17 protein-coding genes are annotated in these 16898 nt (G+C 59.8%); all 17 read right to left on the bottom strand.

The window, feature by feature from the left end; all coding sequences use genetic code 11:
* Positions 1-43: 43 nt before the first annotated feature.
* Positions 44-1012 (bottom strand): flagellar motor switch protein FliM, encoded by a 969-nt coding sequence (gene fliM, locus ACYZT9_RS19530; protein WP_149629158.1) that lies wholly within the window; start codon positions 1010-1012, stop codon positions 44-46.
* A gap of 9 nt (positions 1013-1021) precedes the next feature.
* A complete protein-coding gene (gene fliL, locus ACYZT9_RS19535) occupies positions 1022-1525 on the bottom strand; it encodes a flagellar basal body-associated protein FliL (protein ID WP_462006989.1) in 504 nt (167 codons plus the stop codon).
* A 198-nt stretch (positions 1526-1723) separates the two neighbouring features.
* On the bottom strand, positions 1724-3091 hold the full coding sequence (locus tag ACYZT9_RS19540; protein ID WP_462006990.1) for a flagellar hook-length control protein FliK: 1368 nt from the start codon (positions 3089-3091) through the stop codon (positions 1724-1726).
* 82 nt (positions 3092-3173) lie between these two features.
* Complete coding sequence (locus ACYZT9_RS19545; RefSeq protein ID WP_462006991.1) at positions 3174-3542, bottom strand: Hpt domain-containing protein; 369 nt, start codon at positions 3540-3542, stop codon at positions 3174-3176.
* Between the two features lie 30 nt (positions 3543-3572).
* A complete protein-coding gene (locus tag ACYZT9_RS19550; protein WP_462006992.1) occupies positions 3573-5279 on the bottom strand; it encodes an ATP-binding SpoIIE family protein phosphatase in 1707 nt (568 codons plus the stop codon).
* A 5-nt stretch (positions 5280-5284) separates the two neighbouring features.
* On the bottom strand, positions 5285-5590 hold the full coding sequence (locus tag ACYZT9_RS19555) for an STAS domain-containing protein (protein WP_462006993.1): 306 nt from the start codon (positions 5588-5590) through the stop codon (positions 5285-5287).
* Between the two features lie 144 nt (positions 5591-5734).
* The gene (gene fliJ / locus ACYZT9_RS19560) at positions 5735-6184 is read right to left on the bottom strand and encodes a flagellar export protein FliJ (protein ID WP_462006994.1); all 450 of its coding nucleotides are present in this window, start codon (positions 6182-6184) and stop codon (positions 5735-5737) included.
* A gap of 6 nt (positions 6185-6190) precedes the next feature.
* Complete coding sequence (gene fliI, locus ACYZT9_RS19565) at positions 6191-7549, bottom strand: flagellar protein export ATPase FliI (RefSeq protein ID WP_262163966.1); 1359 nt, start codon at positions 7547-7549, stop codon at positions 6191-6193.
* Positions 7539-8339 (bottom strand): flagellar assembly protein FliH, encoded by an 801-nt coding sequence (gene fliH / locus ACYZT9_RS19570; protein WP_462006995.1) that lies wholly within the window; start codon positions 8337-8339, stop codon positions 7539-7541. Before fliH ends, fliI begins: the two co-directional genes overlap by 11 nt.
* Before the next feature lie 7 nt (positions 8340-8346).
* On the bottom strand, positions 8347-9366 hold the full coding sequence (fliG, locus tag ACYZT9_RS19575; RefSeq protein WP_008006649.1) for a flagellar motor switch protein FliG: 1020 nt from the start codon (positions 9364-9366) through the stop codon (positions 8347-8349).
* Positions 9359-11143, bottom strand: a complete 1785-nt coding sequence (gene fliF / locus ACYZT9_RS19580) for a flagellar basal-body MS-ring/collar protein FliF (protein WP_462006996.1) — start codon at positions 11141-11143, stop codon at positions 9359-9361. Before fliF ends, fliG begins: the two co-directional genes overlap by 8 nt.
* 15 nt (positions 11144-11158) lie before the next feature.
* Complete coding sequence (fliE, locus tag ACYZT9_RS19585) at positions 11159-11488, bottom strand: flagellar hook-basal body complex protein FliE (RefSeq protein WP_017337179.1); 330 nt, start codon at positions 11486-11488, stop codon at positions 11159-11161.
* A 247-nt stretch (positions 11489-11735) separates the two neighbouring features.
* Positions 11736-13121: a sigma-54-dependent transcriptional regulator gene (locus ACYZT9_RS19590; RefSeq protein ID WP_462006997.1), complete on the bottom strand. Its 1386-nt coding sequence runs from the start codon at positions 13119-13121 to the stop codon at positions 11736-11738.
* Positions 13122-13126: 5 nt separating this feature from the next.
* The gene (locus tag ACYZT9_RS19595; protein WP_462010261.1) at positions 13127-14332 is read right to left on the bottom strand and encodes a sensor histidine kinase; all 1206 of its coding nucleotides are present in this window, start codon (positions 14330-14332) and stop codon (positions 13127-13129) included.
* Between the two features lie 128 nt (positions 14333-14460).
* Complete coding sequence (locus ACYZT9_RS19600) at positions 14461-15936, bottom strand: sigma-54 dependent transcriptional regulator (RefSeq protein WP_008044600.1); 1476 nt, start codon at positions 15934-15936, stop codon at positions 14461-14463.
* 172 nt (positions 15937-16108) lie between these two features.
* Positions 16109-16405 (bottom strand): flagellar protein FliT, encoded by a 297-nt coding sequence (locus ACYZT9_RS19605; protein WP_462006998.1) that lies wholly within the window; start codon positions 16403-16405, stop codon positions 16109-16111.
* Positions 16406-16415: 10 nt separating this feature from the next.
* Positions 16416-16811: a flagellar export chaperone FliS gene (gene fliS, locus ACYZT9_RS19610; protein ID WP_462006999.1), complete on the bottom strand. Its 396-nt coding sequence runs from the start codon at positions 16809-16811 to the stop codon at positions 16416-16418.
* Positions 16812-16898 lie beyond the last annotated feature (87 nt).

Below are 16898 nucleotides of genomic sequence, written 5' to 3' on the forward strand. Positions count from 1 at the left end.
ACGGGCTGCCGTCAGTTAATAGCGAATAGGGGAGCAGCGCCGCTTAACGGCGCTCGATCGGCTCGATCACTTGCAACGCGAGGTTGCCTTTGTGCGAGCCCATCTTGACCTTGAACGCAGGCACGCCGTTGGCGCGCATGATCATTTCTTCCGGCATCTCGACCGGGATAATGTCTCCCGGCTGCATGTGCAGAATGTCCCGAAGGCGCAATTGGCGACGGGCAACGGTGGCACCGATCGGCACGTCAACGTCCAGCACATCCTGGCGCAGAGCATTGATCCAGCGCTCGTCCTGATCGTCGAGGTCCGACTGGAAGCCGGCGTCGAGCATTTCGCGCACCGGTTCGATCATCGAGTACGGCATGGTCACGTGCAGATCGCCGCCACCGCCATCGAGTTCGATGTGGAAGGTCGAGACCACAATGGCTTCGCTCGGGCCGACGATGTTCGCCATTGCCGGGTTCACTTCCGAGTTGATGTACTCGAAGTTCACTTCCATGATCGCCTGCCAGGCTTCCTTCAAATCGACGAACGCCTGCTCCAGCACCATGCGCACCACCCGCAGTTCGGTGGGGGTGAACTCACGCCCTTCGATCTTCGCGTGACGGCCGTCACCGCCAAAGAAGTTGTCCACCAGTTTGAACACCAGCTTGGCGTCGAGGATGAACAGCGCCGTACCTCGCAGCGGTTTGATCTTGACCAGGTTGAGGCTGGTCGGCACGTACAGCGAGTGCACGTATTCGCCGAACTTCATCACCTGCACGCCACCGACAGCAACGTCCGCCGAGCGGCGCAGCATGTTGAACATGCTGATGCGGGTGTAGCGAGCGAAACGCTCGTTGATCATTTCCAGGGTCGGCATGCGTCCGCGGACAATGCGATCCTGGCTGGTCAGGTCGTAGCTTTTGACGCTGCCGGGCTCGGCAGCGGTATCGGTCTGTACCAGACCGTCATCGACGCCATGCAGCAGCGCATCGATCTCATCCTGGGACAGCAGGTCCTGCACGGCCATGTCGTGTTCCTACTGCAGTACGAAATTAGTGAAGAGCAACTGTTCGATGACTACTTTCCCGAGCTCTTTCTGCGCCACTTCCTGGACGCTGGCGGTAGCCTTCTGACGCAACATTTCCTGACCGACTGGCGACGCCAGCGTCGCGAAATCCTGCCCGGAGAACAGCATGACCAGGTTATTGCGGATCACTGGCATATGAACTTTGAGCGCTTCCAGATCGGCCTGATTGCGGCCTTGCATGGTAATGCTCACCTGCATGTAGCGCTGACGGCCGTTCTGGTTGTAATTGGCCACGAAGGCCGGCGCCATGGGTTCGAAAATCGCTGGTTGCTTGCCGACCGGGGCGGCTTCGGCCGTGGCGGCAGGTTTGCTCTGGGCACTGTGCATGAAGAACCAGGTCGCCCCAACGGACATGCCGATCGCCAGCAACAGGGCCACCACGATCACAATGATCAGCTTGAGTTTGCCTTTGGTTGCGGGGTCTTTTACAGCTGCTGCTTCGCTCTTCGCCATGCCAATAATCCGTCACTATTCGGGTTTTCACAGTCGCACGGCAAGGCAAGAGCAAGTGTTATGCCAGAAGTGTCGGAGGGTGCGGCAGGCAGGCGCTGAAATCAAAAGATCGCAGCCTCCGGCAGCTCCTACATTTGGAGGGTATACACCCTGTAGGAGCTGCCGAAGGCTGCGATCTTTTGGAGGCGCCGCGACTTATCAGGCGTAGTAGTCGACCGCACTGGAACCGATAACGCTAGTCGTGCTGGCCGCCACTTCAGCAACGGTCGGCGCGAGCTCTTCATCCATGCCATCGAGACGACCGCCGCCGGCATTGGTACGTCCGCCCTGACTTTGTTGAGCCTGGTCCTGACCTTGCTGCGAACCGCGAGACTGGTCGGAGACATTGACATCGACCTGACCCATGCCCTGCTGCGCGAACATGTCACGCAAGCGATGCATCTGGCCATCCAGCGCTTCGCGAACGCTTGGGTGCGCACTCATGAAGGTTACCTGGGTCTGCTGGTCCGGCACCATGCTCACCCGGATATCGAGGCGACCCAGTTCGGCAGGCTGCAACTGGATATCGGCCGCCTTGAGGTTGGCACTGGAGAGGTACATGACCCGGTTCACTACTTCTTCGGTCCAGCCGCTCTGATGCATGGCAATCGGTTGATTCACCGGCAAGGCATTGGCGGTTTTCGGCGTGGCAGCCTGAGTCAGTGCGGCCAGACGGTTGGCGAAATCATCGACGCGGGTATCGCTGCTGTCAGATTTCAGATTCTTGAGGCCGTCATCGATCAGCCCACTGAACGCTTTCTCGCCACCCTGACTGGTACTGTCCTTGTCGGCCTGCACATCGAGCATGCCAGCCATACCGGCAGCAAAGTTCTGCGCGGAGGTCGGCTCGCCATCCGCCTGAGCCTGCGCGGATGTCGGTGCTGCCTTGGGCTGCGACTGACTCGCCGCCGAAATATGACCACCCTGCTCCATGGCCATGCGCACCGCTGGCAACGCATCGAGAGGGTCGGCTTCAGGATCGAAATCGCCATCAGTCGTTGCGGCAACCGGCGCCGCCGGCGTGGCCATCGCTGACGCAATGGCCGGCACTTCGACTTGCGGTTGCCCGGAGGCGACCACTGGCGGTGCCTCCGCAACAGGGGTGGTCACTACGGGTTGCAACTCTGGCAACAAAGCAGGATCTAGGGTCGGATCAACCGGCGCAGTGTCGGCCACCGGCGTTGCGACAGCGTCTGCTGCATCATCACTGGCAGTCTTGTCGTCGCTCGGCGCCGGTTTATCGGCGGGCAAGGATTTGCCGCTATCGGCAACCGTCGGTTCAGGGACGGCAGAATTGTCGTTGCCGACGTCCTTTTTACCTTGGCTATCCGGGGTTTTATCGCGCACCGGCTTCGCCGATCCATCGGAGGCCGCAGAGGGTTTATTCTGCGCTTGAGTGGCGTAAACCTGAGCGAAGCTGGACGCCTTGTCCCCGGGCTCAGCGGCCAGCGCCGGTGTATTGGCGGAAGCGGCTTGAGTCTTGGTCTGCGCGGCGGCCTGAAGAAGAATATTGGGGGTAACGGGCATGAAACGGTCTCCGCTGCACTGGGATCGTAGGTACAGTTGCGGTGATTGCTGCAAGGGTTGAGCCAGTTCTGCTCAAGTGGCGTTAAAAACGCCGGACGGTCGCACTGCCTGTGAGAGAGCGCTGGCGCTCTGCTTCATAGAGGGGACGGATAATGGCGAATTCGCCGTCGATTTCTCCGACCAGTTTCTCAATGCCTTCCAAGGGTTTCTGCTTGACTCGCTGCTCAAGCTCATTGCACAGCTGCGCGAGGCGAAGGGCGCCCATATTGCTGCAACTGCCCTTGAAACTGTGCGCTGCGGCACCCAGCGCCTCGGCATCGCCAGCCTTGTGCAACAGACCCAGGCGCTCTTCGGAATCGGAGAGGAAGGTATCCAGAAGCACCGGATACTCATCCTCCATGACCTCTTGCAATGCGCTCAGAACGTCGCGATCCAGATGTGTGTCAGCCACTTGCTCACTCCTTGATCAAGAATGCGTGGATTATGCCAGAGCCTCCCAGAAAAACTCCACGCGGGCAGTTCGCCCTTCGTCGGACCAGCTGGCGTTGCGGCTCAACTGACGGATCAGACTGACACCACGTCCAGACAGACGCGTGCCATCAAGGGGGCGCGCCATCAGCCGCTCGACATCAAAACCTTTGCCACTGTCTTCGACCCGAATCGTCAGGCAACCGCCCTCACCCTCTGGCACGACCTGCAAATGCACCCGGACATAACCGTCGTGTAGCTCATCCAGACGCGCATTGCGCTGCTGATAATAGCGGGCAAAACCCGAGGCATCGCGTTTGAGGCTCGAATCCAGACCCAGAACGCCGTGCTCCAGCGCATTGGAGTACAGCTCCGCGAGGACACTGTAGAGCGCCCCGCTCTGCGCGCGCAAACCATGGACCTCCAACAGCAACTGCAAAAGATACGGCAGCGGATTGAAGCGTTTCAGGGTGGCGGCGCGGAACTCGAAGCTCACTGACCAGTCCAGCGGACAGGACTGGCCGCTATCGGAATAGACCGGGGCGGACGGACTCACCTGCGCCGCTTCAAGCAAGCTGACTTCGACCATGCTGACATCATCGCGGGCCTCACCGCCAAAATCCCGCAGCGCCTGCTCGATCTCTTCGAAAAGCTGGTCGGGCTGACGGTTGGCCGCAAACACCTGTTGCAACCGCTCGACACCAAACAACTGCTCATGGGCGTCGCAGGTGTCGATGACCCCGTCGGACAACAGGAAGATCCGATCGCCGACGGCCATCGGAAAGACTTCAGTGCGATCATCGAACGTCTGCGGACTCAGCACGCCGAGCGGCAAATGCCGGGCCGTCAGCGGCGTGCGCTCTGCGCTGGCGGTACGGTGCAGATAACCGTCCGGCATCCCGCCGTTCCAGACTTCCACCGATCGTCGCTGAAAACTCAGGCACAGCAGCGTTGCACAACAGAACATGTCCACCGGCAGGATGCGCTTGAGCTTGGCGTTCATCTCGCGCAGGGTTTCCGACAGGCCGTAGCCCTTGGCAGTCATGCCGTAGAAGACTTCAGCCAGTGGCATTGCCCCGACGGCAGCCGGCAAACCATGGCCGGTGAAGTCGCCGAGCATCACATGCATGTCGCCGGCCGGGGTGAATGCCGCCAGCAACAGGTCGCCGTTAAACAGCGCGTAGGGCGATTGCAGGTAGCGGATATTGGGGGCGTTCAGGCAGCCGGAATGGGCAACCTTATCGAAGACTGCCTTGGCCACACGCTGTTCGTTGAGCAGGTATTCGTGATGCCTGGCGATCTGGTCACGCTGCTCCAGCACGGTGGCCTGCAACCGCCGCAAGCGATCCATCGCCTTGATTTTGGCGGCGAGGATCACCTGGTTGTAGGGCTTTGCCAGAAAGTCGTCACCCCCGGCTTCCAGACAACGAGCCAGCGCTTCGCTTTCGGTGAGCGACGTCAGGAAGATGATGGGCACCAACGTTTCGCCGGCCAGCGCCTTGATCTGCCGCGCCGCCTCGAAACCATCCATCACCGGCATCATCGCGTCCATCAGGACCAGTTGCGGTCGTTGCTGACAAAACGCCTCAACCGCTTCGGCACCGTTGCCCGCCGTCAGCACTTCATGGCCCTGGCGGCGGACGATACTCGAGAGCAGCATGCGATCGGCCGCGCTGTCTTCAGCGATCAGTATCGTCAACGGTTCGAACACCGATTGCATGACCGTCACGCCACGTCGAATATCTGTTCGAAGTTGGAGATGGCCAGAATCTTGCGCACATCGGCGTTGGCGTGGGTCAACGTGATCTCGGCGTTCTCGCCGCCGGCGTGATCACGCAGCAGCAACAACATGCCGAGCGCTGAACTGTCGAGGTAAGTGGCGTCCTTCAGGTTCACTTCGAAGGACTCGGGTTTTGGCTCAAGGTTTTCGTAGGATTCACGAAATTCCTGATGTTTGGCGAAATCGAATCGTCCCTTGATCGATATCGTCAGTTTTTGCCCATTCGGGGAGATTTCTGTAACGACTGACATTGAGCGGCTTCCTTGTCATCGGTGAACGTACGTGTAAAAGGTTTAGCACTTGGCGGGGATGGGGGCAAGGCTGAAAAGTTGTGGAATCTTCGAGTACGCCTTCGCGGACAAGCCCGCGAAGAACGATAACGCGATCCAACTGATTCAATATGGATTCTCCCGCGGTAACCGCTGAGACAACTCGTCCAGCAGCTTCTGCTCGCGCTTGTCTTCCAGCCGCCGCGCCTCATCAGCATAGCGCTGAACCAGCTTGCGCAAGCCTTCAACCCGGGCAAACGCCTGCTGCCAGGTTTCCCTCGCCTTGTTCAGATTATTCTGATGCCACACCAGGCTTTGCCGCTGCTGATCGATGGCGACGCCAAGTTGCGCAAGAAAACCTTGATACCCCAGCAACCATTGGCCCGAAACGCCGCTGCTGCCACGAATGATCCATTGTTCCTGATAGTCGAGACGAAAGGCTTCAAGGTCGGCGAGTTTACTTTCAGCCAGGCGAACCTGGCCTTGAAAGTGGCCCAAACGCTGTACGGCGGTTTTCTCGGCCTTCTCGGCCATTTCGACCACCGGCGCCAGACGCCCTGCCCGACTCTGGGCCATGATCGATTAACCGCCAGCCGCAGGCGCGAAGATCGAGCCGAGATAGGCTTCGCTTTCGCCCAGGGAGATGCTGTCGTTAAGTCCTTGACGCAGGTATTTGACCAGCTGTGGCTGCAGCGAAATCGCCAGGTCGGTTTCCCGGTCACCGCCGGCGACGTAAGCGCCTACGCTGATCAAGTCGCGACTCTGTTGATAACGTGACCACAACTGCTTGAAATACTGCGCGCGAACCATGTGTTCCGGCGACACCACCGATGGCATGACCCGGCTGATGGACGCTTCGATATCGATGGCAGGATAATGCCCCTCCTCGGCCAGACGTCGGGACAGGACGATATGCCCGTCGAGTACGCCCCGCGCCGCATCGGCGATCGGATCCTGTTGATCATCGCCTTCGGACAGCACGGTGTAGAACGCCGTGATCGAACCGCCACCCTTCTCGGCGTTACCGGCCCGCTCCACCAGTTTCGGCAACTTGGCGAACACCGACGGAGGGTAACCCTTGGTCGCCGGTGGTTCGCCGATGGCTAGGGCGATTTCTCGCTGAGCCTGGGCGAAGCGGGTCAGGGAGTCCATGAGCAACAGGACGTTCTTGCCCTTGTCACGGAAATACTCGGCAATCCGCGTGCAGTACATCGCGGCACGAAGACGCATCAGTGGCGCATCATCTGCCGGAGATGCCACCACCACTGAACGCTTGAGGCCTTCTTCACCGAGAATATGTTCGATGAATTCTTTAACTTCGCGACCCCGCTCCCCGATCAGCCCGACGACAATAATGTCGGCCTCGGTAAAGCGGGTCATCATGCCCAGCAGCACACTCTTGCCGACGCCGGTACCGGCGAACAGCCCGAGCCGCTGACCGCGACCGACCGTCAACAAACCATTGATGGAACGAATGCCCACGTCGAGCGGCTCGCTGATCGGATGGCGCTTGAGTGGGTTGATGGTCGGGCCGTCCATCGGCACCCAGTCTTCAGCCTTCATCCCGCCCTTGCCGTCCAGCGCACGACCGGCGCCATCCAGCACCCGCCCGAGCATGCTCATGCCCATCGGCAAGCGGCCGGTATCAGCCAAAGGGACCACGCGCGCGCCGGGCGCGATGCCGGCGACGCTGCCAACTGGCATCAGAAAGACTTTGCTGCCGGAGAAACCCATGACTTCGGCTTCGACCTGCACCGGGTGATAACTGTCGTCGTTGATCACCATGCAGCGGCTGCCCATGGCGGCGCGCAGGCCTTCGGCTTCGAGGGTCAGGCCGACCATGCGCAACAAGCGGCCTTCAAGGATCGGTGCGCCGGCCAGTTCCGTGGCCTCGGCGTAACTGCCCAGGCGCTTGGCGAAGCTGGTGCGATCAAGGCGCATCGGGATCTTCCGGTTCGGGCTCGACGCCAGGCTTGTCGTCGATCGGCAGTTCCAGGCTCAGGTCCGGCGCGGCCGGGTGCAAGGCTTGTTCGTGCAACTGATCGAACAGCTTGTCCATCACCCTGGCGATCCGGGTTTCGACAGTGGCGTCGATGCGACTGTGCTCGGTCTCGACCCGGCAACCGCCAGGCAACAACGCTTCGTCCTCGACGATACGCCAGGTTTCTTCATGGCGTTCGCGCAGGGCTTTGACCTGCTCGAAATCTTGCGGGTTGATGTACAGCCGCACATTGCCAACGCCCAATGGCAAAAGCTTGAGAGCGTCGCGCATGACGTGTTCGATCTGCGTCGAGTCGATGGCCAGCTCGCGCTGAATCACCTGTTTGGTGATGTGCCGAACGAGGTCGACCAGTGACTTCTCGATCAGGGTGTCCTGCTCGGCGATGGGTTCGAACAGGTTGGCCATCAGCTGTTCCAGCGCCACGACTTTCGGCGCCAGGACTGCCTCTGCTTCCTGACGAACCTTGAGCGTGGTGCTGTGGAACCCTTCTTTCTCGCCTGTGGCGAACCCTTCGTTGTAGGCCTCCTGGCGAATGCTTTCGAGTTCTTCGAGGGTCAGTGGCTGGACTTCTTCCAGCGGCACTTCTTCCATTTCCGGCGGCTCGGGCTCAGGTTCAGGCTCGGGCTCCGGCACATGCGGGTCGAAACTGGGCAGCGACCAGACATCGAAACCACCGACGTCCTTGGCACGGATCAGGTCGGTTTGGGACTCATCATGTTTGGACGACATAGTGACCTTAGATCATCTCTTCGCCGCCCTTCCCGCCGAGAACGATTTCTCCGGCTTCGGCCATACGGCGAGCAATGGTGAGGATTTCTTTCTGTGCGGTTTCCACGTCGCTGACGCGCACCGGGCCCTTGGCCTCGAGGTCGTCGCGCAACAGTTCGGCCGCCCGCTTGGACATGTTCTTGAAGATCTTTTCCTTGACGCCTTCGTCCGATCCCTTGAGGGCCAGTACCAGTACGTCGGAGGAAACTTCGCGCAGCAACGCCTGAATACCGCGGTCGTCGACATCGGACAGGTTGTTGAACACGAACATGAGGTCTTCGATCTGACCGGACAGGTCTTCGTCGACTTCGCGGATCGAGTCCATCAGTTGGCCTTCGATCGAGCTGTCGAGGAAGTTCATGATGTCGGCCGCACGCTTGATGCCACCCAAGGTGGTGCGCGAGGCATTCGAGTTGCCGGAGAACTGCTTCTCGAGAATCTGGTTGAGTTCTTTCAGGGCTGCTGGCTGCACGGTGTTCAGCGAGGAAACCCGCAGAATGATGTCCAGACGCACCTTGTGGTCGAAGTTGCCCAGCACTTCGCCAGCCTGATCCGGATCGAGATACGCCACGACGATCGCCTGGATCTGCGGGTGCTCGTAACGGATCACGTCGGCAACGGCGCGCGGCTCCATCCACTTCAGGCTGTCGAGGCCGCTGGTGTTGCCGCCCAGCAGAATTCGGTCGATCAGGCCGTTGGCCTTGTCTTCACCCAACGCCTGCGTGAGCATTTTGCGCACGTAGTCGTCGGAGCCGACGCCCAGGCTGGTCTGGTCGCCGACGATGTCGACGAACTCGCTCATCACCTGTTCGACCTGCTCGCGGTGCACGTTACCCATCTGCGCCATGGCCACACCCACACGCTGGACCTCTTTGGGCCCCATGTGGCGCAGCACCTGGGCGGCGTCGGTCGAGCCCAGGGACAGCAGCAGAATCGCGGCTTTGTCGACCCGGGACAGTTTGGCGGCAACGGCTCGGTTATCACTCATCTGCGTTAATCCACTCTTTCACGACCTGGGCCACACGCCCCGGGTCTTCAGCCACCAGACTCTTGATTGCATTCAACTGCGCGTCATAGCCTTCGCTCGGGCTCGGCAGCAGAATGCTGGTCGGACCACCAAGGCTGACGCGGTCGTTGGCCAGTTCGCCGTCCAGGCCGCCCATGCCACCGAGCTCTACGTCGCTGCCCAGGCCCAGTTGTTTGCCTTTGCCGCCATTGGTGATGTTGTTGAGCACCGGACGCAGCACACCGAACACCAGTATCAGGATGAACAAGACACCCAGCACTTGCTTGACGATGTCCCAGAACCACGGCTGGGAGTAGAACGGAATATCGGCAATCACTTCACCGCGCTCGGCGGAGAACGGCATGTTGATCACGCTGACACTGTCGCCACGGCTGGCGTCGAAGCCGACGGCGTCCTGTACCAGACGGGTGAAGCGCGCCAATTCGTCGGCGCTCCACGGTGCACGGGTGGTTTCGCCATTGGCTGCGTTGATCTTGACCTGATCGTCCACCACCACCGACACCGACAGCCGATTCAAACGACCCTGCTGTTGTTTGGTGTGGCTGATGGAACGGTCGAGCTCGAAGTTCTTGGTGGATTGTTGACGCTTGTCTGCCGGGTACGGTGCCAACATTGGCTGGCCGGTGGCCGGGTCCATGATTTGCTGACCGTTGGCGTCCAGCAATGGCTGGCCTGGCTGCACCATGCCGGCCGACGCGGTAGCGCCACCGGTGGTTTGCGGCGCCGAAGCAGGCGACGGCGGCTGGTTGCTCAGCGCACCCGGAACACCTTGCGGGCCATTGCTGGCGGTACGTTGTTCGTTGACCGACTGCTCGCTGCGCAGCGCCGGCTGGTCCGGATTGAACTGCTCGGAGGTCGACTCGACGGCACTGAAGTCCACGTCGGCGGAGACTTCGGCTTTGTAGCGGTCGTTGCCCAGCACCGGCTGCAGAATGTTGTGCACGCGCTGGGTGAGCATGCTTTCCATGCGACGGCTGTAATCGAATTGCTTGCCGGCCATGGTCAGTTCGGAGTTCTCCGCCTGATCCGAGAGCAGATTGCCCTTCTGATCGACGACGGTGATCTGCGACTTGCTGAGTTCAGGAACGCTGGTCGCCACCAGGTTGATGATCGCCAGCACCTGACCCGGCTCCAGCGAGCGACCGGAGTACAGCTCGACCAGAACCGAAGCGCTTGGCTTGCGCTCGTCGCGCACGAATACCGAACTCTTTGGAATCGCCAGGTGCACGCGGGCACCCTTGACGTTGTTCAGGCTGGAAATGGTCCGAGCCAGTTCGCCTTCCAGGCCACGACGATAACGGGTCGCTTCCATGAACTGGCTGGTGCCGAGGCCCTGGTCCTTGTCGAGGATCTCGAATCCGATGTTGCCATCGCTGGGAGTGACACCAGCGCCCGCGAGCTTGAGTCGCGCACGGGACAGGTCATCGGCCTTGACCAGCAAGGCACCGGAGTTCGGCTCAACGGTGTAGGGAATATCAGCGGACGCCAGGGTATCCATGACTTGTTTGGCGTCCATGCCGGCAAGGCTGCCGTACAGAGGCCGGTAGTCCGGCTGCTGGGACCACAATACGACGGCGAAGCCAATGGCCACGCTCGCAGCCAGGCCGACCAACAGGCCCACCTGACGCAACATGGTCATCTCGGAGAGGTTTTCCAGGAAGGACAAGCCGAACAGCGGCGGTTTGCCGTCTATCGGAGTGGCCTTGACCGGAACATTATCGGCGACTGCTTCTGCCATGACTCAATCTCGTCCTTAAACCGGCATCTGCATGATGTCTTGGTATGCCTGAACCAGCTTGTTACGCACTTGGGTCAACGCCTGGAAAGACACGCTGGCCTTCTGTGAGGAAATCATCACGTCGGTCAGATCCACGCCGCTCTTGCCGATCTCGAAGGCATTGGCCAACTGGCTGGACGCCTGCTGTGTATCGTTCACTTTATTGACAGCCTGACCGAGCATGTCGGAAAAGCTGCTGCCACTCAGTTCCGGGACGGCGGCAGTCGATTTAGGCGCAGACATGGCATCCATTTGCATGGAACGCATATCCAGCATCAATCGATTGAATTCAATACCTTGGCTCATGGTTTCTCTCTTTGACGAAGCTACGTCGTTGGCGACCCGCAATTTTTTGACACTCACTCGGCGGGTAGTGAGGTGTTAGCAACAAGAGTGCCAGCTCCGTGGCCGCCCTTAACAAAAGCCCTACACCCGTTCACAATCTGTAGGAGCGAGCTTGCTCGCGATGGTCGTGAACGATAACGCGGGGCTGCAAGATGAAACCGGCGCTCTTGAGCCCGTCGCGAGCAAGCTCGCTCCTACAACGTAAAAATCAGGTGGCGAACAAATAAGCTTCCACGTCCATACCGGCATCGCGCATTTGCGCCAGCTTGTAGCGCAGCGTCCGCGGACTGATACCCAGACGCTCGGCCGCTTCTTTGCGACGGCCACGCTCGGAGCGCAGTGTGTCGATGATCATCTGGAATTCGCGACGACGCAGATCATCGCCCAACGCACCCACTGACTCAGGCTCGACCTCCACCGCTCGCACCGGCACGGGCGCCAATGTCGGCAACGGCGCACAGGCAACCGGCCCGGCGAGACAGAAATCCTGAGGCTGGATCAAGCCGCCCTGTTGCAGAATCAACGCTCGCTGAAGCGCGTTGTCCAGCTCTCGCACGTTGCCCGGCCATGGATAACCGATCAGGCACGCCTGCGCTTCGGGCGACAGTCTCGCCGCGGCATGCTTCATTTTATTGACGTGTTTGGCCAGTAGGCGCTCGGCCAATGGCAGGATGTCGGCAGTGCGCTCGCGCAACGGACGCCACGCCAGTGGAAAGACCGACAGGCGATAGTAGAGGTCTTCACGAAAACGGCCCGCCGCCACCTCACCAGCCAGGTCACGGTTGGTGGTCGCGACCACGCGGATGTCCAGCGTGATGGGCTTGCGTGCCCCTACCCGCTCGACTTCGCGCTCCTGCAACACGCGCAGCAACTTGGCCTGAAGGCCGAGGGGCATCTCGGAAATCTCATCCAGCAAAATGGTGCCGCCGTCGGCTTGCTCGAACTTGCCGGCCTGCGCCGCGATGGCGCCGGTGAACGAACCCTTTTCGTGACCGAACAACGTCGCTTCGAGCATGTTGTCGGGAATCGCTGCGCAGTTGATCGCAATAAAGGGCTGGCTGGCGCGATGCGAGTGCTGATGGATGTAACGCGCCAGCACTTCTTTACCTGTCCCGGACTCACCGGAGATCAACACCGTGGAATCACTGCGCGCCACCCGCGCAGCCAATTCGAGCAATTGCGTACTGGCCAGCTCAAACGCTACCGGTCCTTCGCTGTCGGGAGCGCCGAGACTGCCCAACGCATGACGTGCCACCAGATCCAACAGCGCCTTGGGCTCGAACGGCTTGACCAGATAATCCACCGCCCCCTGGCGCATCGCATCGACCGCGCGCTCCACGGCGCCGTGAGCCGTCATTAGCAACACGGGCAATTGCGGCTGACGAGCCCGCAACAGGCCGAGCAGTTGATGGCCGTCCATGCCCGGCATGTTGACGTCGCTGAGCACCAGGTTGAAGGTTTCAGCACCGACAGCCTCGAGCGCCTCTTCCGCCGAACCGACAGCCTTGTAGTCGTGCCCCGCGAGCAACAGCGTATCCGCCAGCGCCTCGCGCAACGCGCGGTCATCCTCGACCAGTAAAACCTTGATAGCCATGTCCTTCACTCCGCTCCCTGAGCGCTACGCTTCTCATCCGAAAAAAGCGGCAGAATCACTTGCGCGCAAGTGCCGCGCCCCAGCCGCGAGCGCAGCTGCAATTCTCCCTGATGAGCACGCGCCACAGCCTTGACCACGGTCAGCCCAAGGCCGGTGCCGGTGGTTTTGGTGGTGAAGAAAGGCTCACCGAGACGCGCCAGCACTTTCGTATCGATACCGCTGCCGCTGTCGCTGACCACTACCCGCAGGTTGTTGCCACGGGTATAGAGGTGGACCTTTAAATGAACGTTGCCGGCACTGGCCTGAATGGCGTTCTCGATCAGGTTCAGGATCGCTCCGACCAAGGTGTCGCGGTTGCACAGCAACTCTCCCGCATGACTGTCGCACTGCCAGCGAATCGGCAAATCCTGTACGTGGGTCAATGCCGCCGACTGCAAGGACTGCATCAGCATCTTCGGCGTAACGCGATCGGTCAGCGGCAGTTCGCCGCGAGCGAACACCAGCATGTCGCGCACTTGATGTTCCAGCTCATGCAAACGCTCTTTCAGGCGTGCGGCGAATCGCTGCTGTGTGGCGACCGGCAACTCTTGCTCGCTCAAATGACTGGCGTAGAGCAATGCCGCGGACAAGGGCGTACGGATTTGATGAGCCAGCGACGCAACCATGCGACCGAGTGACGACAGGCGTTCGTGGCGGGCCAGTTGATCTTGAAGGTGGCGGGTTTCGGTCAGGTCGTTGAGCAGCACCAACTGGCCGGGCTCGGCATCCAGCGAGCGAGTGGCGATCGACAGGCGCCGACCGTCCTTGAGAGAGATTTCATGACCGTCGTCTTCACGCGGCGCAAAGCAACGGGCAATGACATGACGCCATAGCTCGCCCTCGAGGGGCAGACCGAGCAGTTCGCAAGCCGCGGGATTGGCCTCGCGCACAATGCCTTGGGCATCGATCACGATGACACCACCAGGCAGCAAGTCGAGGAGGTTTTGCAGACGGTTGGCCAGGCGTTCTTTTTCCGCCAGCTCTTGCATGCGCTGAGCGCTGACCACCGCCAGCTCACCCTTAAGTTCGGTGACCCGGGCTTCGAGCATACTGTAGGAGTCGGTCAACTGGCTCGACATCTGATTGAACAGCGCGAACGCCTGCTCAAGGCCAAGCCGGCCTGCCTGCTCGACGGACGACGGATGCCCCAAAGCGTCAGGGGCAGGAGACATCTGGGCGGCGTGGGGCATCGTGCTCTCTCGCGTGGCTGACCGTCAGTGAAACGGAACGTTGCGAGGGATGTAGCAATACCCGTGCCTAAAAAAAATCGTCTATAAATTAAGGACTTGAAAAACAGGCGTCAATCATCCGCCTGTTCATCACCGTCGCGTCGGCTCATGCCGTACTTGCGCATCTTCTCCACCAGTGTGGTGCGGCGAATTCGCAGTCGCTCGGCGGCGCGCGCCACGATGCCATTGGCGTCATCCAGTGCCTGCTGGATCAGCCCTTGTTCCAGACCACCGAGGTAGTCTTTCAAGTCCAGGCCTTCCGGCGGCAGCATGGCGTTGGCGGTGAAGTCCGGCGTATGACCGTTGATCGCCACGCGCTCTTCCAGATCGCTGCGCAGGCTGTCGACCAATTGCTCATCTTCATCATCGACGTAGCGGAATTTCTTCGGCAGCTCGACCACGCCGATCACCCCGTACGGATGCATGATCGCCATGCGCTCCACCAGGTTGGCGAGTTCGCGGACGTTACCCGGCCAGCCGTGACGGCACAGCGACATGATTGCTGCGGAGTTGAAACGGATCGAACCACGCTTCTCGTGTTCCATGCGCGAGATCAGTTCGTTCATCAGCAACGGAATGTCTTCGACGCGTTCGCGCAGTGGCGCCATCTCGATCGGGAACACGTTCAGGCGGTAGTACAAGTCTTCGCGAAAGGTGCCGATCTCGATCATGCTTTCGAGATTCTTGTGGGTCGCCGCAATGATGCGCACATCGACGCTCTGGGTCTTGTTGCTGCCCACGCGTTCGAAGGTGCGCTCCTGCAACACGCGCAGCAACTTGACTTGCATTGGCAGCGGCATGTCGCCGATTTCATCGAGGAACAGCGTGCCGCCGTTCGCCAGTTCAAAACGCCCGGCGCGGCTGGTGATTGCCCCGGTGAAGGCACCCTTCTCATGACCGAACAGTTCGCTTTCCAGCAACTCAGCCGGGATCGCCCCGCAATTGACCGGCACGAACGGCGCATCACGACGCTTGGAGTGATAGTGCAGGTTGCGCGCGACCACTTCCTTGCCGGTGCCCGACTCGCCAAGGATAAGCACGCTAGCGTCGGTGTCGGCGACTTGCTGCATCATCTGGCGGACGTGCTGAATCGCCCGGCTGGTGCCGACAAGACTGCGAAAAAGATTGGGTTCACGGTGACGACCGCGCTCGCGAGCCTGGTCATACATCTCGCGATAGACCTGGGCACGGTGCAGCGAATCGAGCAGTTTGCTGTAGCTGGGCGGCATTTCGAGGGTCGAAAGCACTCGGCGACGCTGGTCTTCTGGCAGGTCAACGGAAGAATTATCGCCCATTAACAAAACCGGAAGGAACTCATCCCAGGTAGAGAGTGTCTTTAACAAGCCCGGAAGTGCGCCAGGAGCATTGACTGTCCCGATGAGGACACAGATCACTTCACGACTTGATGACAAAGAGCCGACAGCCTGCTGCCAGTCATGGCTACCGCAGGGTAAATTTTCTTCGCCAAGAAAATTTAAAATCACCGCCAAATCGCGGCGGCGGACGCTATCGTCATCAATCAGCAGAATTTTGGTTTCACGCCACATGCAATAGCAACTTCCCTAGTCAACTCAATGCCCGAAATGATGGGCAAGCTAGACGCTTGCAGGCACGTTATGCCTGTAGACGCCTGAAATCTGCAACCAGCCACTAGTTAAGTCAAAAAACCGTGCACAGTCAAATTTATGGCGCGCCCGGTCTGGATTAACTGAGGATTAATCAACCGAACAGATGGTAAACCTTTGCTGCATTCTGTGCTTGATGGATCTGCGACATCTCATCGACTATTGCTTGCCTCTCCCCCGTCGCCGCATCAAGAAGCTGCTTATAGACCCCCAGCAACTCCTCAAGGTTGTCGCGCAACGCGGCCTCGTCCACCGAAGCTTCACTCAAGACGTCTTCCATGCAGGAACGGCAAGCCAGGTCCAATTCACCAATGGCTTCCCAGTTTCGCTCAGCCAAAGCACCGACCAGGCCTTCGCGGGTTTCTTCGATTCGCTGCAATACAAGACTCATGGTGATCTCCTTAAAACTGCGGACCCGGCGCGGCGATTGCGTCCCAGCCGTCCTTGACGGTGCGAAGCAGATCGGCGACTTCGTCGAGAATCTTTGGATCGGTTTTGACGTTAGCTTCCGTCAGGCGCTTCATCATGTAGGTGTAGAGGCTGTCCAGTTCACCCACGGAATCGGCCTGATTTTCCAGATCCAGACCCTCGCGCAAGCCACCGATGATGCCGATGGCCTTGCCGATAAAAATGCCTTTGCCGGGGATATCCTTGCGCTCCATGGCACCCTTGGCCTGAGCGATGCGATCCAGACCACCTTCCATGAGCATTTGCACCAGGCGATGGGGGCTGGCTTCGGAAGTCTGGGCCTGAGCGCCAATCTTCTGGTACTGCCGAAGGGCTAACATCGGGTTCATGTTGTACCTCATCAAAACTTTGTGATTCGTATAGGCAGTGTATCGACACCGCGTCAAAAATCTTTAGATCGAAACAAAAAAAGCCCG

It is taken from the genome of Pseudomonas sp. ZT5P21 (genome assembly GCF_054897785.1).